The organism is Streptomyces sp. 5-10 (genome assembly GCF_014712245.1).
GTDB classification, from domain to species: Bacteria; Actinomycetota; Actinomycetes; order Streptomycetales; family Streptomycetaceae; genus Streptomyces; species Streptomyces violaceusniger.
Map to the genome: position 1 here is coordinate 101,031 of NZ_JACVYG010000030.1, position 19,722 is coordinate 120,752.

Below are 19,722 nucleotides of genomic sequence, written 5' to 3' on the forward strand. Positions count from 1 at the left end.
ATCCCTACTGGTTCGTTGAGGAACGGCCGCCCCGGCGGCCGCATACGGCGGCGACTTCGACGCATGGCCGGGAGGGAGGACGAAGGAAAGCTCGTCCCCCCTCCCGCAGGACCATGAGTCAGGCGGACACCGACTCAGGCCGTGTCTCGCGTACCGGCGGCGCGAGGCGGCCGGTGCGGTGCAGTCCGTACAGGGCGGCGGCACAGGCCAGGCCGAGCGCGCAGAACGCGATCCACGGGAGCGCGGAGACGCCGGCCGCGCGGGCGGCGTCCAGGGAGGCCCCGGTCAGCAGGTTCCCGAGCGTGATGCCGACGCCGCAGATGGTGTTGTAGAGCCCGTAGTGGGTGGCGACCAGGCGGTCACCGGAGAGCCGGACGATGGTGTCCATCTCGAACGGGTAGGCGATCATCGTCCCCACCGCCAGGAGCAGAGCTGAGAGCGCGGGCGGCACGGCCGCGAGCAGCCACAGCCCCACTCCGCCCTCCGGCGCGGGCACGGCCGTCGGTACCAGCAGGGGCACGAACGCCACGCCCATGGTGAGCAGGCCCCAGGCAAGGGCCCGGCCCGGCTCCATGCGGGCCTTGCACCACGCGGTCACCTTGGTCTGGAAGAGGATCGTGCTCAAGCCCGAGACAGCGAAGAGCATCGCCACCGCCGCTGTCCCGGACGTTCCGTCGCCGCCCAGGCGCCGCACTTCCAGCGGCAGGGCGAGATAGACCTGGAACTGCATGACGTAGAAGCCGATCATGGCGACCGAGAACAGCAGGAACGGCCGGTTGGCCACGATGGTGCGCCACTGGGACAGCACGCCGTCCTGCCGGCCGCTTCCCTTGGCGGTCGGTGCGTCGCTTGCCCGGCGGGCGGGCAGACTGCGGAGCTGCACGATGCTCAGCAGCGCGAAGATCCCGGCCGACACCAGGCAGGCGACGCGGAAGTCGACACCGGTGAGCACCATGCCGACCAGTGGGCCGAGCAGGATGCCGGCCTGGTAGAAGATGTTGAACAGCCCGAACGCTTCGACCCTGCGCTCCCCGGCGTCCGCCGCCAGATAGGCCCTCACCGCCGGGTTGAACAGGGCGCCCGCCAGCCCGGTCGCCGCGGATGCGGCGAGCAGCGCGGGCAGCGCCTCCACCAGTCCGAGGGTCGCGAAGCCGACGATGCGCAGCATCAGCCCGGCGATGATCAGAGGCTTGTAGCCGAGCCGGTCGGCCAGGGTTCCGCCGACCAGGAACATCCCCTGCTGGCTGAAGTTGCGTATGCCGAGCACGAGTCCGACGGCCCAGCCGGCCAGCCCGACCGTGCCGGACAGGTGCGCGGCCAAGTACGGCATCAGCATGTAGAAGCCGAGGTTGATGGAGAACTGGTTCACCATCAACAACTGGACGCTGCGCGGGTAGGAGCGCATCTGCGCCAGGGTCCCCCCAGAACGTGACTGCCGGTCCATCACCGGTCTCCCTCCTCCTGGGTGTCGAACTCAGGGAGCTCTGCGGCGCCGTGCTCCTGCGCCGGGCGGGACAGGGTGAGCGGGTCGACCACGGTGGTACACCGGGTCCAGCGGCTGACTTCCTTCTCGTCCAGGCGGCCGATCATCTCCGGTTCGGCGGGCGGCGGGGAGTCGAGCAGACCGTGTGCGGCGCAGTAGTCGTCGTCGTAGACCGTGCCGAGATAGCGTTGCGGGCCGTCGGGGAAGATCGCCGCGATCTTCGTGTCCGCGGGCAGGGTGCGGGCCAGCCAGCCCGCCACCAGGGCGACCGCGCCTACGCTCCAGCCGCCGGTGGCGTAGTGGGAGGCGGCGAGTCGGCGGCAGGTCCACACCGCCTCGGCCGGCGCCACCCAGTGCACCTCGCTGAAATTGTCGTAGGCGACATTGCGGGGGTAGATGCTCGAACCCAGGCCGCGCATCAGCCGGGTGCGGGCCGGCTGCCCGAAGATGGTCGAACCGATCGTGTCGACGCCGACGAGCTTCAGCTCCGGATACAGGGCCTGCAACACCCGGGAGACGCCGGCGGAGTGGCCGCCGGTACCCACGCTGCACACCAGCACGTCGATGTGGCCCAGGGCGGATGCCAGCTCCAGCGCGAGCGGGGTGTAGGCGGTGGTGTTGTCGGGATTGTTGTACTGGTCGGGGCACCACGAGCCGGGGTGCTGCGCCATGAGCTGAACCACTCGCTCGCGCCGCGCCTGCTGCCAGCCGCCGGTGGGGTGGGGTTCGGAGACGACGTCGACCTGAGCTCCGTAGGTGGTCAGCAGCTGGGTCATGGACCGCTCCAGACCCGGGTCGGTGACCAGGGTGACGGGGTGGCCGTAGACCATGCCGGCCAGGGCCAATCCCAGGCCGAGGGTGCCGCTGGTGGATTCGATGATCCTGGCGCCGGGGCGCAGATCACCACGGGCGCGGGCCCGCTCGACCATGTACAGGCCGGGCCGGTCCTTGATCCCGCCGGGGTTGAAACCCTCCAGCTTCGCCCAGAACCCCCGGTCAGCGGGGGTGAGGGGATCGGAGATCCGGAGAACCGGGGTGTCGCCCACGAGCCCGGACAGGGCCGAGCGGGCGGGAAGTGTGATCTCGGTTGTGGTCTGCGGGTTCATCTTCCGCTCTCATCGGTGGTGTGACGGGGTTTCGTCGGGCGCGCCGTCCGGCCCAGGAAGAGGCATCCGCCTCGGTACCTGGTGGCAGCACGCGCGGCCGGTGTCGATGGCCGCGAAGGCCCGTCTAGATCCGCCACCGGCAGACGACGGCGAGAGTGGAGCGGCCTGAGCGCCGTATCCGGGGTCTGCTTCCTCCGTGTCGAGCGACCCACTGCTGGCCGGCCACGGCGGCAGTCACTCCCGCCGCCACTCCGGCGAGGATGCCCGGGGCCGCGGTGTCGGTGAACAACTGCCGGGCCTGCGGAGGCACTTGGCTGACCGCGTACGGCGCGCAATGCGCACCGGAGTGTGGATGCGGTCCGTGGGGCATCGCACGCTCGGTGTCTGCCGACGCGAGCGGGGGGAGATCGGCCGAGACCGAGGCCGAAGCCCGGCCCTGCGTGTGGCCGTCGTCAGCGTGCGGGGCAGAACAACCGAACGCCCACAGCAGCAAGACTCCGAGGACGACGACCAGCAGCCGAGCCCTGGTAGCCGGGCGGCTGGTGTGAGCGTGGCAAAGGGGGTGTAACGGCACGGTTCCTCCGGGCAGCGGCCGCCGCTCCCACGGCGTGGGGAGGGAGCGGCGGATCGGGATCAGCAGGCATCCGAGCAGCCAGGCGCCGAGGAGCGGCCCGACCAACACGAGGAAGCGTGGCCACGGGCGTCCAGGGAGCCGGGAACTGACCGCACCTGGCCGGCCCGTACCGCGGGGCGGGCTGTCATCTCTCAGGGGAGCGGCGGCCAGTCGGGTACGCCGGAATCTAGACCTGCTGCACCACGGAGACTCTCGAATCCGTCAACGAAGGAACGGTCGACTTCGACCGGAAGGGGTCGGGCTTCCCCCATGCAAACGGGCGCGTCATTGGCACACGGTCCCGTGTGGACAGACTTGGAGCGGCCAGATACAGGTCTTGCTGGGGCTGGCCGGAGACGCAGCCTTCAGCCGGGTGGGGCGGGCCGTCGCCCTCGTGCTGGCCGTCGGCCGCCGCAGCGTCGGGCGACGCGCTCGCGACAGCACCGCCTCCTCCGGCCCCGCTCGTGTGACCTTCCTGCGTCACGGCGGACCCGTGTATGGGCGCGGTCGCACCGACCGTTGCGTGCCCCTGGGCGCTCTCAGCGCTCGCGCCGTGCGTGACCAGGACGCCGAGCACCAGCACGGCCAGCCACAGCAGACGCAACGGCCCCGCGGAGCGGGGCCGCAGCATGCCGGAGCGCAACCAAGCCGTAACCATGCCGTGATCGTAACCATTGCCCGGTGGCGCCACGCAAACTTCCCCCGGAAACACCGCGTTAACATCTGTACACACATTTCACGCAATGGGTCAGGCCGATGCTTCGGGTCTCGTGCTCACCTGCTGTTTCTGCCCGTTCCTGGCCGGCTGTTGGTCATGCGTTGGTCACGTGACCAACCCTGCCTGAACAGCAGCGAGCCCCGCCCATCCGTCCCGGGGGTAGACCGGATGGGCGGGGCGATCAAGGGGGCTCAGCGCCCGCTGCTCAGTTCCTTACAGACTTCGGCACTCGTGGGCCGGTCGGCCGGGTCGGGGCTGAGCATGGCTTCGATGAGCTTGCCGAGCACTCCGGGCACGTTCACCGGGCGGTGCGGTCCGTCCACGATGGCTTGCCGCTGATCCTTGCGGCTGGCGTCGTCGGGGTACGCGACGTGGCGCAGTCCGGTCGCGCTGATGAAGAGTGAGGCACCAAGGGCGTAGACGTCGGCTGTCATGGTCGGGGTGGCCGTGCCGGTCTCCAAGACGCTCCGGGAGATCTCGGGGCTCTCGTAGTGGACGAGACAGCCCCGATAGCTGAAGTCGTAGGCGGTGGGGATGTCTCCGCCCTGGGCCAGCGCGAGATCAATGAGCGCCGTTCCCGCATCGCTGATGATCAGATGCGCGGGTTGGATGTCCCCGTGCGCCCACCCTGTCGCGTGCAACGCGGCTACGGCTTCCGCGCACGACAGCGCTTCACCTAGGTCGGGCTCTGATGAGGCCCCTTCGGCGCGGTGTGGCTGCCACAGGTCGTACAGGCTGTCGCCCAGGTGCCAGGGCTGGACGTTCCAGGTGCCGTGTTCCCCATTCGCCGTAGCTGACGTTGCCCCTGTCGAGCTGCTGCAAGATCGCACCCTCGCGGGCGGGGGCCAGGGCCGTCCATTCCTGGGCCTCCCATTCGCTTGTTGCTTTGATTGGATAGCCAAGCTTCACGGCATACCGGCCCTGCTGCGTCTCGACCTCCCAAACAGTCGACCCGCGCCGGTCGAGTACGAGCCGCCTTCCTGAAGCCACCAGCGTCTCTAAGACGCTGGCGGGGATCTCGTACGACGCTGCTTCGGCCACGAAATCTGATCCTCTCTAGAAGAGCGAACCGCCCCTCAGCATGTGCCGAGGAGCGGCCCTGTCTCACATCACCGGCCGGAGATTACTCCGCCTGTCCGTACGGCCGTCCGCAGTCGGAATCGCACCGCGCGGCGTTCTCGCCATCATGGAATCCCTTTCAGGTGATGGGTGGAACCGGGTACGAGGATGGAGGGCCGACCGCGGCTTCCCCACGAGCAGCGGCAGGGGCGCCCATGCGCCACCTCCTCCGAGAGGCGCGGCCGAGACCTCCCGTGCACGGGGATGGTCACGACCGGGAGGAAGCCCCAGTCCTTGGGAGCGCTTCGCACCACTCTCAGCGCGGCAGCGTAGGGAATCCCATCAGGCGGCGACTGTGTCCGCGTCCACGAGGGCGGCGTGCTCGTCGGCCCGGCGTCGCACACGTAGCGGGCCTCGGCTACGAGCGCGGAGCCGTTGCGGCGGTGACCGAGGGCGGTCTTCAGCGTGCGGAAGCCGGGGTGGCGTTCCAGCAGCCGTAGGGACGCGGCCGCGTAGACGTCGTCGTCAACGGCCTGGACTTCGATGCCGCGAGCTCGGAGAGCGGGCAGGGCGAAGAAGGTGTTGGCGAAGGACTGGATCGTGCCGATGAAGTGCGGGTACTGCAGCAGGCGGCGCCCCTCCGGTGTGACGGCGAGGCGGCTGCTGATCTCGTCCTTGGCCGTGTTGGTGTGGGACAGGACGCAGATCCCGCGCGTAGGCGAGGCCCATCCCTGGCCCAGCAGGGCGAGCTTGAGCCCGATCAGGCTGGTCTTGCCCGAGCCGGGAGCCGCTTGCAGGTCCAGGGACTCCGCACTCTGGATGAAGTCCCACTGTTCCTTGTGCGGCAGCTCGAGGCCGAGCTGCTGGGCGAGTTGCTCGACCTTGTCCTTGATGAAGACGTCGGGCGCATACAGGCTTGTCATCGCTCAGACCTCGCTGCACAGATACATGAAGGCGGCCACGAGGTAGGGCGGCAGATCGTCCTCGGTCACGGGTGTGGTTTGCAGGAGCCGGGCCGCGTGTTGAGCGGCGATCGGTTTGTTGGCCCGGCCCATGCGCAGCGGCTCATAAATGTCCAAGGCCGCCTTTTCCAGGGACACGTTGTTCTCTCGCCACTTGCTGACCTCCTCCTGCGCCATTCGGTCCAAGTCGGCGAGCCTGTCCGCGGTGGGCCAGGTGGACTTGGAGGCGACAGCGGCACGGACGGCCTGGTGCATGAGGGTCGCCATGGTCCAGGAGGCTGCGGCCAGATCGTACTCCAGCGTCCAGTGGTAGGAGACGAAGGTGCGCACGTGACCGCTGTCCTTTTCCTTCAGCGCGGCAACGTGGGCGTCGATCTCCTGAGGCGTCATCTCCGCCGAGGACTTGAGCTGCTTGCGCATCTCTGCCGAGGTTCCGGCGGGCACCAGATCCCGGTCCCGGATACAGGCCACCGCGACCGGGATCTGCTCACCCTCGCGCTGGAAGATCCGGCTGTAGCGGAAGAGGCCCACGCCGCCGACGTCGACGACGCTGACGCCGCATTCACTGAACGACCGGCCGACCGCCAGCGCAAGGGCGGGCAAAACAATGGCCTCGGCGTCACCCTCGACAATGGCCACGCTGCGGGCGAAGAACAGGTTGGCCTTGGTCACGTCAAGGAAGCGAGTGAGAAAGGCGTAGTCGCCCTCGTCGAGACAGGTCAGTACTGGAGCTAGGCGGAAGGTGGATCCGCGGGCGACGAGCGTGAGGTGTTCGACCGGGATGGCCGAGGCCAGGTTCGGACTGTGGGTGGTGAGGATGACCTGGACCGGCGGCGCCCCGGTCGTCTTGGCAGCCTCGGCGCGTTCCCGCAGGAGGTCCATGATGCGGGTCTGAAGCTGCGGGTGGAGGTGGGCTTCGGGTTCCTCGATCAGCAGCAGGGGCGCGAAGGAGCTTTTGCCGAGCAGGAGCAGTTCGGCCGCCATGAACAAGGCGTTGTTGTAGCCCAGGCCGTGTCTGGTCCACTGCCCCGTACCCGCGAACAGCGTAAGTTCCAGTCGCTCCAGCGCTCGTGCGAGCGTGGCGTCTCCGGCGACGCCGATCTCGCCGCGCAGGACGTCGGATCCGATGGAGAACTTCTGCAGATAGCCGGTGTTGATGTCGTCCCGGGCCGCGGCCACGGCCGTGTTGTTGCCGATGTGGCGTTCCGCGCGGCGAAGGATGCCGACCAGGGTGGTGGCGCTGTCGGTCTCCTCGTCGAAGTCGTCCTCGCCTTGTGTGCGCATGGCTGGGTAGCCGGCGAGGATCTGTGACAGCCGTGATCCCCGGCCGGAGCGCAGTTCGGCCTCGGCGTCTCTCAAGGGGCGCAGGTAGGTGGCCTTCAGCAGTTCGCGGGCGGCACCGTCCAGGGCCGGCCCCTGCCCGTCGCGGCCGGTGCGTGTGGTCACCGAGACGCGGTGGGGTCGCAGCGGGTCCATCAGCTCCGCTTTGACGGTGACGTAGAGTGCGACGCTGCCGTCGTCGTCCGTGGTGAGCAGTTCCAGGAAGACCGCTTGCTCTTCCGTCGTCAGGTCCTTGAAACCGCATGTGATCTTGAAGGTACCCGCGCGGCCGTCTGCTCCGACGTGGAAAGCGCCATGCTGTGGCGGCCGCCTGCGCGGCCGGGATCGGGGAGGACGGTGTTCTCGTCGACGCCGACCTCAACCCACTGACCCGGGCCCTGGCCTGGTTCGACCCTCGCCGCGCCGACCTGTTCTACATCCTGCGACCGCGGCTCGAGGGTGCCGGTAAGAACCGTGTCACCGGCCGCAAACGGCAGCGATCTTGCGAGGGCGTCACCCGCGTTGGTTCTTCGAGCAGGCGGGCGACGGGGGCTCGCGGCCGGCCTGTCCTGGCGATCTCGCGGCCGGGCCGTCCGTAACCTCCTGTTTCAGTCAGGGCAGGTCTGGTTCACGCCGATTCTGGTGCATCGGGGCTCCGAGGTTGTCCGGCGAGGCTGCGGCACAGACCATACGAAGTCTGGCCCGCGAGGGCGGGCGCGCACAGCAGAAACCAGGGGGGTTTCAGCGGTGACTCTTTTTGAGTACAGCATCCTCACCGACCCGGCTCCGCTCCAGGTGTCGGAGGCGGGCGGCGTGTCCAAGGGGACGGTCTACATCGTCGTCTCCAACCCGCAGGACAATCCGGTGTGCTGGACTTCCATCGAGGTGACGGTGCCCTTCGGGCAACAGGCAGAGTCCCTGACGCCCGATCCGACGGCGATCAAGGCGCGGATCCTGCCGGATACAACGAGGACGTCGAACGAAGAGCCGCTGGTCAACTGGGATCCCACGGCAGGTTGCTGCACGTTGTCGCCCCAGCCTGCGCCCCCGCTGTTCCCTTCGGCGCCCTCGCAGGGCAGCACGCCCTTCAAGAGAGGCGGGGCCGTAATTCTGGCGCTGGAGGATTTCAAGGTCTCCGACAAGCCGGGGCCGGTCCTGCTGCATGTGAAAGAGACCGTGCAAAAGGCGCCCAATCAGGAGACTTCCCACGTGATGCTGAGCCTGCTGAAGCAGGCTCCCAGCGCGCCGCGCAACTTCCGTCCGAAGCAGTCTCTGGTGGCCGCGGGCAACCAGGTCGTCCTGCAGTGGGAGGGATCCCCCGCCTTCACCTACCGGATCTACGGGCCGGACGGCCGCCTCTCGAAGGCCGCGCCGAAGAAGACCCCGACCGGCTGGACGTGGTCGCCGGCAGCGGGCGAGGTGCCCAAGCGGGACGCCACCTACACCCTGACCGCCACCTCGGCACCGCGGCAGCAGCGGCCGGAGCACACCCTCACCACCACCGTCCACCTGAGCGACCCTGAGTTCGACAGTGTCACCGCCACCAACGGACTCCACACCCCGTGGGTGGAGGGCACCACGGCCAAGGGACAGATCACCTTCACCGCACAAGGTGCACAGATCAACAACAACGCCGGCACACCCGGCACCATCGCGGCCGACAAGGCCGACATCACCAGCGTCGTGACCACCGCGACGGTGCGGGGCCGCGGCAGCGGCGACGGGTGGATCCAGTTCCCGTCCACCGGGATCAAGGTGGGCCAAGGCACGGGAAGCAACCTGGGCACCGTCACGGCCGACAAGGCGGACGTGAACGGCGTCAACACCGCCTGGGTGCAGGGCCGCAACACCAACGACGGGTGGATCGCCTTCCCCCAGACCGGCGTGCAGGTCTACAAGGACGGGAAACGAGAGTGGGGAACCCTCGAAGCGGACCGGACGGATGTCAACGGCGTCACCACCGCGTGGGTGCAGGGCCGCGGCGGCAGCGCCGGGTGGATCGAGTTCCCGCCCGCGGGGCTGAACGTCTTCCAGGGCACGGGCAGCCGGCAGTGGGGAACCGTCACCGCTGACAAGGCTGACCTGAACGACCTGGACACCCGCCGGGCGCTGGTCAAGGACCGCCTCACCCTCCAGGGCGGGCTGACCGTCGACAACGTCCTGGAGACGCAGGACGGCCCACCGCGGCTGATCGTCCACGGCAAGCTGGACGCCGAGAGCGAGGTGAACGCCGCCGGGAACGTCGTCGCCGGGGGCAACCTCTCCGTCAACGGCAGGGTGGACACCGGAGGGGAGCTGCACGCTGCGGGGAGGGCCGCTGTCGGCGGCGACCTCAACGTCGGCGGGCAGTCCACGTTCTCGGGGCTGCTGAACGCCAACGGGGGGCTGGAGGTCAGCAGCGGGGGCGACTCGATCATGAAGGCCAGTGACGACAGGGTGTCGATCGCGCGCAACCTTCACGTCGGGGCGCCGTCCTGGTTCGCAGATCATCTGAATGCCAACGGGCTGATGACGGTCCGCGGCGAGAAGGACTGGCTGATCAAGATGAATGACGAACGAGTGACGATCGCGGCCACCTTGCGCGTCCACGGGGAAGTCCACCCAGGGGCAACCCGTACATGACCGTCACCGCATGACGGCCGTCCCGCAGACCACGGTCCGGCGGGACGGCTGTCATGCGGTGGACAGCCAGCCGGCAGGTGTCCCGGACGAGGCGGGTGAGGAGGGCAGCGCCAGCTGGTGGTCGATTCCGCTTCGTCCGCCTTGCGCTTGGTACTGGCGGCGGCCAGAGCTCCAGGACCCCGGACGCGCGTCCGGGGTCGTCCCGCAGGTCTGCTTCCGGGACAACGCGAAGCCCTTCTCAAAGGCGTGTCCGAGGGGTGGCTGCGGCGGGCGGATGCGGTTGCAAATGTCAGATTGCGTCGATCCGGCACACACCGACCGGGAGGGGAAGCAGTATGACCGCGCGGCAGAACAAGATCCTCAAAAGGCGTTTTTCGAACCAGCGTGAACGGCAGCGCGTGCGCGATCAGCGTCCCGGGCAACTTCGCGGCATAGTGCTCAAGCTGCACAGCTCCTCAGTCGGGGGTCCCTACACCAGCGAGTGGAGGGGCGTCATCGTCAGTGCCCACACCGGCCTGCGGCAGCGACACCGCGTCGATAACCACCCCTACCGGCGGAAGAGCCTGCCCGGCATCACCTTCGGTGCCCCCGGGCAGGAAATCTCCACGTTCGCCCCCAGGGGGCTGAATGAGCGTCTGCTGGGGGAAGACCTGGTCCTGGTGCGCGGCTACCACCGCCAGCCGAAGCGGAAGGGCCCGTCTGCGTCGACTCGCATTGTCAAGATCCTTGACCCGGCACGGGTAGACCTGCCGCCGGAGTAACGGAGCCAGCGCCGCAGACGGCACCAGGTATCGGGGAGAGGGCTGGGGCGAACCCAGTCGGCCAACCGCCGTTGCGAGCAATCGAGGCCGCGAGCGCTTAGCGCATGATCTGACATGGATGTTCCTCAACCCCGGCGAGTCCCGTAAGTTCACGCAAACTGAAGGGTTCTCGGTGGGAACTCAAGGGTCCGTCGTCGTGCTCTGCGGAGTTGCTTCCGTGGGTTCGGGGCCATCTCACGACCTTGCCGTTCCTGGGCCTCTGGACCGGCAAGACGCCGAGCGGCCCCCTGCTCGAACGCAGCGAAGCGGAGTTGAGAGCTTGGGGAAGGAGTTGAGAGCTTGGGGGGCGGGGCAGCCTCGGGTCGCTGCTGTACCGGCGGGCGCTGGGCGAGGCCGTCGCCACGGCGCTGGCGGTAGGCGACGGCGCGCCGTCGACCGGCCCCGCACCCACGTACGCGCAGGTGCAGGCCCTCGTCGACGGGCCCGGCGTCACGTGCCGGTGAGCTTGTCGAGGTCGGGGGCGTAGACGGTCATCCAGTGCGGGTTCAGCCGGTAGTAGACGACCTCGCGGTTCCAGTCGAAGGCGTCGTCGTCGCCGTATAAGTCCTTCAAGTAGGCGAGGAGTTCCTGCCAGTCGGCCGTGGTCTCGGCGTCCTCGGGGTTCAGCTCCTCCACCGTGCCGTGGGTGAACACGCCGAGGTCCTCGCCGCGCATGTGCGCGACGCTGGCGGCCGGACGGGCCGCGAGATGACGGGCCTTGGCGGCGTTGCGCGCCGTGCCGAAGTGCCACCGGCCGTGCAGGAAGTGCCCGTCGGCGCCGCTGATCCGCGGTTCGCCCTTTGTGGTCACCGTGGAGAGGGCGAGCGTGCACATGCCGGTGAGGACCCCGGTGAGCTGCGCCGCCGTGATGGTGCGGCCCTCGACGATCGAGCGGAGGTGTGCGGTCGAGCCGGAGAGGGAGGAGTCGAGGAGGGACTGGAGCTTGTTGAGTTCTTCTGGGGTTTCGCGCATACGTCCATCGTCGGCCGTAAACCCGACACCCTCTGTCGTCGTTGATGAAGCAGCGGTGAGGTTGCTCCGCGCGGGTTGCGCTCGGTGCTGCGTGGATGGCAACAGGTGGGGGACGAACGCCGGGACATGTTCATGTGTTCGCGGTTGATTGACGAGCTGTGATGCCGTTGGTCCTGCTGTCAGGCCGCACGACGCGGTGTTCCCTTGAACTGATTGAGCAGCCATGACGTGCCGCCGTGACGGATTTCGTAATTCCTCTCGCCATCGCAGTGATCGGGTTAGTGGCAACCGGCTTGGGAGCGGTTGTTGGGGTATGGCCGAGATACGGGTCAAAGGGGCAATGGGTTGATCTTGAAGCCCCGAGCGCCTCCCGGCCCGTCACCCGTTCGGCTCAGTGTCGTTGGTCGTGATGTTGTTGTCGTCTGGGCCCGGGGCGGGATTGTGACCTCGATCGAGCGGACCGCGTACCCGCGGTTCAAGCGGCTGATCACCGCGCACGAACTGCATCTGTTCTTCTCACCGACTCGCGATGAGCTTCAGTGGGCGGCCGATGCCACAGATGGTGACGAGCATCTGCTGGCCCTGCTGCTGATGCTGAAGTCGTACCAGCGCATGGGCTGCTTCCCCACACTGGAGGACGTGCCGGAGCAGGTGGTGGAGTTCGTACGGCGCCAGGTGGAGCTGCCGGAGGGTACGGTGCCGCTGTACCGGGCGGAGCGGACCGCCAAGCACCACCGGGGCCTGGTCCGCAAGAAGGTCGGCGTGAAGTACGACCAGGGCGAGGCCCGCAGGATCGTCGAACGGTCGATCCGCAAGGAGGCCGCGGCGAAGAACCGGCCCGCGGACCTCATCAACATCGCGCTGGAGAAGGTCGTGGAGGCCGGGCTGGAACTGCCCGGGTTCTCCACCTTCGACAAGATGGCCTCGAAGATCCGCACCGAGGTGAACGCCTCGATCCGCGAGGGCATCCACGACCGCATGATCCCCGTTCAGCGGGCCGGGCTGCTGCGGCTGTTGGAGGAGCGTGACTCGGACGGCACGACGCTGTTCAACCGGTTGAAGAAGCCTGCCAAGGGGCCGACCTGGTCGCACTTCAAGAACCTGGCCAAGCGCCTGGACTGGCTGGACGAGCTCGGCGACACGTCGCTGTGGATGGAGTCGGTCGCCACGGGGAAGATCACCGACTTCGCCGGGGAAGCGGACGCGGCGGATGCCTCGGAACTGCGGGACTACGCCCTCATCAAGCAGATCGCGCTGATCGCGTGCCTCACGCACAAGGCGAGGATGCGGGTCCGCGACGACCTGGCGACGATGTTCACCAAGCGTGTCGCGACGAAGATCAAGAGGGCCAAGGAGGAGCTGGAGGCGATCCGGCTCGCCGAGCGGGAGATCGTCGAGGCCCTGATCGGGAACTACCGCACCGTGCTCAAGAACATTGACGACGGTGGCCCCGCCCAGGAAGCGGTTCAGAAGGCCGCGGCCATGACCGCCGAAGTCCGTGAGTCTCTGGATGGCCTGGACGACGAGGCGCCGGTGGACGAGGTCGCCCAGCGGCTGGGCGGCAAGGTCTCTCCGACAGTCCTGGCGATGGCCAAGGCCCTGCTGGTGCAGGCCGGCGGGCTCGGCGCCGTGACGAAGACGGTGGAGGAGCTCGGCGGGTTCGACCAGCAGTACGAGCAGATCGAGAAGGTCTCCGCCCATCACGGCAACTTCTGGGAGGTGCTGCTGTACGGGCAGATCGGCCGGGACCGCGCGGTGATGTTCGACCTGACCGAGAAGCTGGAGTTCACCGCCACGTCGGACGACCGGACGGTGCTGGACGCGCTCGCGCACGCGATGCGGCACCAGGGCGCCCGTGGCGAGTACATCACCGCCTTCGACGAGGAGGGCAAGGAGGTGGACATCTCCTTCGCCACGCAGAACTGGCGCAAGGCCGTGGTCGACAAGACCCGTACGGGGCAGTTCGTGCGCAAGCACTTCGAGGCGATGGTCTTCACCGCGCTCGCCGAGGAGCTGCGCACCGGCGACGTCGCGGTGGTCGGCTCGGAGGAGTACGCGGACTGGTCTCAGCAGTTGCTGGGCTGGGAGGTCGTGAAGGAGAGGCTGGGCACCTATCTGGTCGAGGTCGGCCTGTGCGAGGAAGGCGAGACTGACGGGTTCGACGCGGCCCGTTTCCGCCGGCAGCTGGAGGACAAGCTCACTGCGGCCGCCGCGGCGGCGGATGCCGGGTACCCGGACAACGAGGGCCTGGTCATCGACCCCGAGACCGGTATCCCGTCGCTGAAGCCGCATCGCTCGGAGGGGCAGCGGCCCTCGGCGAGACCTTCGTGAAGGGCACCAACGTGGGCCCGTACGAGGCCGCCCGGCACATCCCCGGCGTGAGCGGGCACGAGCTGGCGTACGTGGCCAACCGGCACTTCTCCATCGTGCTGCTGAACGAGGCGATCGCCGACCTGGTCAACGCGCACGTCCGCCTGGACATCTCCCAGGCGTGGGGCGACGGCACCACGGTGGCGGCCGACGGCACTCACATGGACACCTACCTCGACAATCTGCCCGCCGAGACGTCGGTGCGGTACGGAAAGCCGGGCGGGATCGCCTACCACCACATCTCGGACACCTACGTCGCGCTGTTCACGCACTTCATCCCGTGCGGGGTGTGGGAGGCCGTCTACATCATCGAGGGCCTGCTGAAGAACTCCTCCGAGGTGAAGCCGACCACCGTGCACGCGGACACCCAGGGCCAGTCCCAGCCGGTGTTCGCGCTCGCGCACCTGCTCGGCTTCGACCTCATGCCCAGGATCAGGAACTGGAAGGGCCTGACCTTCTACCGGCCCAGCAAGACCACCGAGTACGTGCACATCGACGCGCTGTTCGGCGAGGTGGGGAAGAACGTCATCGACTGGGACCTGATCGAGTCCCAGTTCCGGCACCTGATGAAGGTGGCGGTCTCTGTACGGGAGGGGGCGATCTCATCGTCCACGCTGCTCAAGAGGCTGCGTTCGGGCTCCAAGAAGAACGCCACCTACGCCGCCTTCCGCGAGGTCGGCCGCGTGATCCGCACCGTCCAACTGCTGCGCTACCTCTCCGATGCCCCGCTGCGGCGACGGGTGACCGCGGCGACGAACAAGGTCGAGGCGTTCAACGGCTTCTCCCAGTGGCTCGGGTTCGGCAACCGCGGCGTCATCGCCGACAACGACCCGGTCGAGCAGGAGAAGGCGATGAAGTTCAACGCGCTGCTCACGAACGCCCGAGGCGTACGACCCGAAACTCGACGTCGACTTCACCCCGCTGCGTGAGCAGGACCTAGCTGCAGCTGGTTTCGGCACTGCGGCCTGAAACGGGCGGGCCGCCCTCGCGCTAGCGGGGGCGGTCCTGCGACTACGGTGGATCACCAGCCGTTCTCGATGCGGGTGCGGCCTCAGGCGGCATTGGCCAGCGGGCGCAGAGCCGTGTACTTCAGGTTTGGTTTCCGAGCCGGAGCCTCAGCTGTTGCCCAGGGTACGGTCCAAGAGAGGGAGCAGGTGGTCCCAGTGGCGCTTCAGCCCGGAGGCGCTAAAAGCGTCGGTGTCGGACATGGTGAAGCCGTGGATGGTGCCGGGGTAGATCTCGGAGGTGTAGCTGACAGCTGGGTGGCCCGCTCAGCGGGGCCACCCCATCCCATTTCACTGAATAGCCAGAGCGGCCAAGTTCGTCAGTGTGTGTGCCATGCGCTTGTGCGGCTCACGCCCGGGCAGCGGGTGCGGCCAGGTGCGGGTACAGCAGGGCCGGGTCCTCGTTGAGCCTGGCCTTCCACTGTGTGGTCCTATCGTCGGCGAGGACCTCCAGGGAGCCGGACTGAACGCCGTCCAGGGCTCGCTGGGCGATCACGTCGGGGTGCGACTTCTCGTCCTCGATGCCGGCCATCATGTCGGTGTCGACGCTGGCCATGACCAGCGCGGTGACCTGGGTGGCCTGGCCGGCGAGTTCGTAGCGGATGCCGTTGGTGAGCGCCCAGGCCGCGGCCTTGGACGCCCCGTAGCTGTTGGAGTGCTCGTAGGCCATCCAGGCCATGACCGACAGCACGTTCAGCACGGCACCGCCGCCGTTGGCGGCCAGGACCGGCGCGAAGGCACGCACCATCCGCAGGGGGCCGAAGTAGTTCGTCTCCATTTCCCGCCGGATGTCGTCCTCCGCGCCGTCGGTGAGCCTGGCGAAGGTCGACACCCCGGCGTTGTTGATGAGCAGTGTCGTGTCGGCGGCGACGGCCGCGGCTCGGGTCACGGACGTGTCGTCGGTGACGTCCAGCGCCAGTGGGACGATGCCGGGGAGGTCGGGGAGGGTTTCCGGCCTGCGGGCGGCCGCGTAGATCTTCTTGACGCCCCGGCGCCGCAGCTCGGCGACGAAGCTGTGTCCGATACCGCGGTTGGCGCCTGTGACCAGCGCAATCTCGTTTCGAATGTCCATGCCCGCTACGCTAAAACCTCACGCCGACGTGAGAGTCAAGCGCGGGAAGGGGACATGGGGCGATGAAGATCGGCGAGGTCGCGCGGCGGGCCGGTGTGAGCGTGCGCGCGTTGCGCTACTACGAGGAACAGGGTCTGCTCAGCCCGGAGCGCACACCGTCGGGACAGCGCCGCTACACCGAGGACACCGTCGAGGTGGTACGCCTGTACCAGCAGTTCTACGCGGCCGGCCTCAGCAGCCGGGCCATCGCGGCACTGCTGCCCTGCGTGAACAACGGCCGCGCCACGGTCCCGCAGCGGCGCATGCTTCGCACCGAGCGTGACCGCCTCGCGGCCCGAGTCGAGGAGATGACGGCTACCCTCGTCCGGCTCGACCAGCTCATCACGGCTGCCGACAGCTACGGCGAAACGGTGTAGCGACCTGATCGTCGCCGTGGAGTAGCCGCACCGATGTGTCCCCTCGCGTTCGCGCAGGTCAGGAAGTGTTTCGACGATGGTGCGGCGGACGGCACTCGGGGTCGTCTCTTCGACGGAGGGCCGGATACCGGCCTCGGGGAGCAACAGAACAGTCATCACTGAGGTTTTCTCAGCGGTGATCACTTCCAGATTCCGTTGAGGACGAGGGCGGCTCGGGTGATGTCTCCGATCCGACCACTACCCTGCGGGCCAGCCGCGACACTCAACGGGCCAATTCAAGCGCTCAGGGGCCAGCCGAAGCACTCAGTCACAACTGGCGACACTCCGTGCGCCGTCTCGCCGGGCGCGTAAATCGAACAGACGTATCATTCGGACCATGGCCAGAGCCTACGACTTCCCCCCGGACCTGCTCGCCGCGCAGGAAGAACTCCACCAGGTCGCCGCCGCCCTCACCGCACTCCTCGAGGGCCTTCCATGGTCCGTTGAGCCGCACCCGGGATTCAGTGACCCCGACATCTGGCGCCCATGGCAGCGCCCCGCGTCCGACGGCTGGTCCGAGGAGGACCAGAAGGAGGTACAGCGGCTGCGGGACCGGCAGCGGGAGCTGACCATCACCGTCGTCACCCACACCTTCTGGGCAAACTTCGAGGGCCCGGACCTCGTCACCGCGCGGATGCAGCTCAAGCACACCCACGCCGCCGCACCCGCCGCGTAGCCGTGGACGCCTTCAGCCCCGACACCCCGGACCCGGACGCCCCCGGGCCTCCGGCGTGGGTCGAGCTGGCTGACGGCCAGAGCGTCACAGCCCAGGTCATCGGCCGCCTCGACCACCGCGGCGCCGGGGGCGGCTGGTGGTACGAGGTCCGTTTGCCCGTTTGGGCCGAGGTGGAGCTGCCGAACCGCATCACGGTCGAGCCCGACTCGATCGTGATGCGCGTCCCCGCCCGCCTGATCAGCGCCATCGAGGGCACCGACTACTCCGCCGTACCGACCCGGCGGAAACACCGGCCAGCCCGACCGCCCCACTCCTCCCCCGCCGCCCCGGCAGGCCGGTGGAGCGTGCAGCACCTGCCCGCGCCCGCCGGCGGCCCCGGGCGCCGGGTCATCCACCACGAATCGTGCTGGCTACCGACCGGCGACGCGGACCTCACGCTCGACCAGGCGCTGCGCGAGCTCACCCGGCCGGGCAGCGAACCGTGCGCTGCCTGCGATGCCCGCCATCTCCCGGCGTCCTGAAGNGGCAGCGAACCGTGCGCTGCCTGCGATGCCCGCCATCTCCCGGCGTCCTGAAGGCGGCGGCCCCGGCATCGCCCGTCGGCCGCCTCTGCGCGCCCAGAGTCTGCGTCCGGCGGACAGCGGGCTGAGCTGGGCACTCTGCCGCTCGCGTGTTCAGGCTTGTAGGATCTCTTGACTCGTGGCATGAGGCAGCCCGCTGACCTGGTGCTCTGCGACCAGTCTCACCGCGTGGCATAGGGGATCCGTCTCACCAGGGTGGCCATTTCCTCAGCACAGACGGCAGACTCCGGCGGTGACCTCAAATTCCCCTCGCCCTGCCGCTCCCGCCGACCCTGATCTCTATCCGGACCTTGCGGCTGCCGGCAGTCTTGCCGCGGCTCTGGAACTGGCAGCTGCCGAGCAGGGCCTCGATCTCGATGTGGTGCTGTGCGACGAGTCAGACCCACTGCGGTCAGCTGGGGTCGCCAGCACAGCCGCTGGCCGGGAACCTTGCTGGATCTTCATCGGGGCGGAGAGCCGCTGGTTCAACGTCAATGGCCTGCGCCAAGGGGTTCAGCTGCTCTCTGGGTCAACCTCCGATCTGGGCGAGCTGGCCCGAGCCGCGGCAGGTTGGCGTAACGGGGCCAAACTCCGCGAGATCCAGGAGGTCGCTCCCTTCATCGAGGTGAGCAAGCTGGCCGAAGCGCATGAACGCGGTCCAGCCGCAGCGGTCACCGTGCAGTGGCGACTTCTCCTGGAGGACCTGCGCCAAGAGGCCGACCGGGGCGACCTCGCCCGCCAGACACTTGAACTCGCCAAGGCCGCGTCCGCCGAACCTAAGCTGCGGCAGTTGTATCCGTTCACCAGCCACTGGTCACTTCACTTCACGACCTGCACCGGGTTCCCGTACTCATGGGACGTGCCGTTCATCGATCCGCTGAACGACGGCCGGTATCGCGTCTGCGGTCCTTCTCGTGGGACGGTCATCGGTGAAGCTGACACCGCGGCTGCGGCTATCGCCATGGTGATGAGCTCGCTTCCCGCGAACTGCGGGCCTGCTGTCGAAGGCACCGCAAACGATCAGCGTCAGGGCCCGTCGACATCTCCGACTCCGAGGTCGACGCAGCCATGACGTTGATGGAGACCATCGACGGCACCGACATCACCCAGTACAAGGACCAGTACCGCGAACGCCGCTGAAGTCTCAGATGGGGTTCAACGGGGTGATGCCGCTTCCTGCGTAGAGCTCGGGTTGGAGTGAGAGGACCGTGACAGGCTCACCTGCCTTGGCCGCCTGCCAGGCGATCGCCGCGGGGTGCGTCACTGGCCAGTCCAGGCCCGGCCAGTCCATCGCTTCAGCGGCATGGTCGGTGGTGAAGGGGATGGCTTCCGCGAAGCGCAGAGTCACGGCATGCGCCCCGGCCCCGGATGCCTGTCGCTCGGCGGCCAGAACCGAAAGTGACGGAATCAGGACGCGGCCGGTGCCGCGGGAGGCTTCGATGTACAGGCCAGTGAAGAAGGGGTCCGCTCGGTACAGGGCGGTCAGCGCGGTGTGGTCCAGGACGGCCGTCAGGCTCATGCGGCGGCGCCGCCCTGGTGGGCGCGGATCCGCTCCCACGCGTCCTGCCCGACGCGCTGAACCTGCTCGGTGTAGTCGATACCGAGCTCGCGGGCTGCCTCGAGGGCCCGCTGCTCCCGCTCGTCCCCGGTCAGCTCACGGCCCGCAAGCTCTTCCAGCAGTTCCGTGATGGTCGTACCGCGCTCTTCCGCGAGGATGCGCAGCCGGTCACGGACTGCCTCGCTGGTCTTGATGCTCGTCGGCTTGCTCATACTTCATTCTACCGCCGGTAGAACCCTGTGCGGAGTGATCCGTGTGCACCCCCTGCGAGGACAGGCCGTCTGGGCAGCGGGCGAGTTGCGAGTGATCTGGGCGGCCCCGGTCACCATGACCGCGGGGGTCGGCTGTCCGTGCTCAGTTGTGGGCGCGGAG

At 68.2% G+C, this 19,722-nt stretch carries 17 protein-coding genes and 1 pseudogene; 8 read left to right on the forward strand and 10 right to left on the reverse strand.

All coding sequences use genetic code 11. From position 1 onward, the window contains the following. Positions 1–118 precede the first annotated feature (118 nt). The 5 genes from IEJ02_RS28905 to IEJ02_RS28925 form a co-directional block, all read right to left on the reverse strand. Positions 119–1,444 (reverse strand): MFS transporter, encoded by a 1,326-nt coding sequence (locus IEJ02_RS28905; protein WP_191067511.1) that lies wholly within the window; start codon positions 1,442–1,444, stop codon positions 119–121. Then, positions 1,444–2,589, reverse strand: coding sequence for a PLP-dependent cysteine synthase family protein (locus IEJ02_RS28910; protein ID WP_191067512.1), 1,146 nt, complete (start codon positions 2,587–2,589; stop codon positions 1,444–1,446). The genes IEJ02_RS28905 and IEJ02_RS28910 overlap by 1 nt, the downstream gene beginning before the upstream one ends. Positions 2,590–4,111: 1,522 nt before the next feature. Next, complete coding sequence (locus IEJ02_RS28915; RefSeq protein WP_498067114.1) at positions 4,112–4,561, reverse strand: protein kinase family protein; 450 nt, start codon at positions 4,559–4,561, stop codon at positions 4,112–4,114. Positions 4,562–5,104: 543 nt separating this feature from the next. Continuing rightward, on the reverse strand, positions 5,105–5,902 hold the full coding sequence (locus IEJ02_RS28920) for a UvrD-helicase domain-containing protein (RefSeq protein ID WP_191067513.1): 798 nt from the start codon (positions 5,900–5,902) through the stop codon (positions 5,105–5,107). 3 nt (positions 5,903–5,905) lie between these two features. Further along, positions 5,906–7,387: an ATP-dependent nuclease gene (locus IEJ02_RS28925; protein WP_191067514.1), complete on the reverse strand. Its 1,482-nt coding sequence runs from the start codon at positions 7,385–7,387 to the stop codon at positions 5,906–5,908. 621 nt (positions 7,388–8,008) lie between these two features. On the opposite strand from IEJ02_RS28925, the gene IEJ02_RS28930 reads away from it, so the two are divergent. After that, positions 8,009–9,883 carry a translocation/assembly module TamB domain-containing protein gene (locus IEJ02_RS28930; protein WP_191067515.1) on the forward strand — a complete coding sequence of 625 codons (1,875 nt, stop codon included), beginning with the start codon at positions 8,009–8,011 and terminating at the stop codon, positions 9,881–9,883. A 335-nt stretch (positions 9,884–10,218) separates the two neighbouring features. After that, entirely contained in the window at positions 10,219–10,644 is a 426-nt protein-coding gene (locus IEJ02_RS28935) for a hypothetical protein (RefSeq protein ID WP_191067516.1), read from the forward strand. 489 nt (positions 10,645–11,133) lie between these two features. Here the strand turns inward: IEJ02_RS28935 and IEJ02_RS28940 are convergent, their stop codons facing one another. Next, complete coding sequence (locus tag IEJ02_RS28940) at positions 11,134–11,655, reverse strand: pyridoxamine 5'-phosphate oxidase family protein (protein WP_191067517.1); 522 nt, start codon at positions 11,653–11,655, stop codon at positions 11,134–11,136. A 441-nt stretch (positions 11,656–12,096) separates the two neighbouring features. Between IEJ02_RS28940 and IEJ02_RS28945 the strand changes: the two genes are divergently transcribed. Continuing rightward, positions 12,097–13,986 (forward strand): DUF4158 domain-containing protein, encoded by a 1,890-nt coding sequence (locus IEJ02_RS28945; RefSeq protein WP_191067518.1) that lies wholly within the window; start codon positions 12,097–12,099, stop codon positions 13,984–13,986. Further along, positions 13,983–14,954, forward strand: coding sequence for a Tn3 family transposase (locus IEJ02_RS28950; protein ID WP_191067519.1), 972 nt, complete (start codon positions 13,983–13,985; stop codon positions 14,952–14,954). Before IEJ02_RS28945 ends, IEJ02_RS28950 begins: the two co-directional genes overlap by 4 nt. Before the next feature lie 186 nt (positions 14,955–15,140). On the opposite strand, the pseudogene IEJ02_RS48980 reads toward IEJ02_RS28950, so the two are convergent. Further along, positions 15,141–15,281 (reverse strand): annotated as a pseudogene (locus tag IEJ02_RS48980) (dienelactone hydrolase family protein); the annotation flags it as partial. A 97-nt stretch (positions 15,282–15,378) separates the two neighbouring features. Next, positions 15,379–16,101: an SDR family oxidoreductase gene (locus IEJ02_RS28955; protein ID WP_191067520.1), complete on the reverse strand. Its 723-nt coding sequence runs from the start codon at positions 16,099–16,101 to the stop codon at positions 15,379–15,381. Positions 16,102–16,163: 62 nt separating this feature from the next. On the opposite strand from IEJ02_RS28955, the gene IEJ02_RS28960 reads away from it, so the two are divergent. The 4 genes from IEJ02_RS28960 to IEJ02_RS28975 all read left to right on the forward strand — a co-directional run bounded on the left by IEJ02_RS28960 (position 16,164) and on the right by IEJ02_RS28975 (position 18,864). Beyond that, the gene (locus tag IEJ02_RS28960) at positions 16,164–16,517 is read left to right on the forward strand and encodes a MerR family transcriptional regulator (protein WP_191067521.1); all 354 of its coding nucleotides are present in this window, start codon (positions 16,164–16,166) and stop codon (positions 16,515–16,517) included. A gap of 376 nt (positions 16,518–16,893) precedes the next feature. Then, positions 16,894–17,232 (forward strand): DUF8825 domain-containing protein, encoded by a 339-nt coding sequence (locus tag IEJ02_RS28965; RefSeq protein ID WP_191067522.1) that lies wholly within the window; start codon positions 16,894–16,896, stop codon positions 17,230–17,232. 2 nt (positions 17,233–17,234) lie between these two features. Next, the gene (locus tag IEJ02_RS50475) at positions 17,235–17,753 is read left to right on the forward strand and encodes a DUF6233 domain-containing protein (protein ID WP_191067523.1); all 519 of its coding nucleotides are present in this window, start codon (positions 17,235–17,237) and stop codon (positions 17,751–17,753) included. A gap of 292 nt (positions 17,754–18,045) precedes the next feature. Further along, on the forward strand, positions 18,046–18,864 hold the full coding sequence (locus IEJ02_RS28975; RefSeq protein ID WP_191067524.1) for a DUF6193 family natural product biosynthesis protein: 819 nt from the start codon (positions 18,046–18,048) through the stop codon (positions 18,862–18,864). A gap of 72 nt (positions 18,865–18,936) precedes the next feature. Here the strand turns inward: IEJ02_RS28975 and IEJ02_RS28980 are convergent, their stop codons facing one another. Both IEJ02_RS28980 and IEJ02_RS28985 read right to left on the reverse strand, forming a co-directional pair. Next, positions 18,937–19,311 (reverse strand): PIN domain-containing protein, encoded by a 375-nt coding sequence (locus IEJ02_RS28980; RefSeq protein ID WP_191067525.1) that lies wholly within the window; start codon positions 19,309–19,311, stop codon positions 18,937–18,939. Next, complete coding sequence (locus IEJ02_RS28985; protein WP_191067526.1) at positions 19,308–19,562, reverse strand: hypothetical protein; 255 nt, start codon at positions 19,560–19,562, stop codon at positions 19,308–19,310. The genes IEJ02_RS28980 and IEJ02_RS28985 overlap by 4 nt, the downstream gene beginning before the upstream one ends. Positions 19,563–19,722: the final 160 nt, after the last annotated feature.

Coding starts and splice junctions, on each gene's coding strand:
- IEJ02_RS28910 (WP_191067512.1), bottom strand. CDS start 2,589: ATGAACCCGCAGACCACAACCGAGATCACACTTCCCGCCCGCTCGGCC.
- IEJ02_RS28960 (WP_191067521.1), top strand. CDS start 16,164: ATGAAGATCGGCGAGGTCGCGCGGCGGGCCGGTGTGAGCGTGCGCGCG.
- IEJ02_RS28905 (WP_191067511.1), bottom strand. CDS start 1,444: ATGGACCGGCAGTCACGTTCTGGGGGGACCCTGGCGCAGATGCGCTCC.
- IEJ02_RS28980 (WP_191067525.1), bottom strand. CDS start 19,311: ATGAGCCTGACGGCCGTCCTGGACCACACCGCGCTGACCGCCCTGTAC.
- IEJ02_RS28985 (WP_191067526.1), bottom strand. CDS start 19,562: ATGAGCAAGCCGACGAGCATCAAGACCAGCGAGGCAGTCCGTGACCGG.
- IEJ02_RS28920 (WP_191067513.1), bottom strand. CDS start 5,902: ATGACAAGCCTGTATGCGCCCGACGTCTTCATCAAGGACAAGGTCGAG.
- IEJ02_RS28935 (WP_191067516.1), top strand. CDS start 10,219: ATGACCGCGCGGCAGAACAAGATCCTCAAAAGGCGTTTTTCGAACCAG.
- IEJ02_RS28955 (WP_191067520.1), bottom strand. CDS start 16,101: ATGGACATTCGAAACGAGATTGCGCTGGTCACAGGCGCCAACCGCGGT.
- IEJ02_RS28965 (WP_191067522.1), top strand. CDS start 16,894: ATGGCCAGAGCCTACGACTTCCCCCCGGACCTGCTCGCCGCGCAGGAA.
- IEJ02_RS28940 (WP_191067517.1), bottom strand. CDS start 11,655: ATGCGCGAAACCCCAGAAGAACTCAACAAGCTCCAGTCCCTCCTCGAC.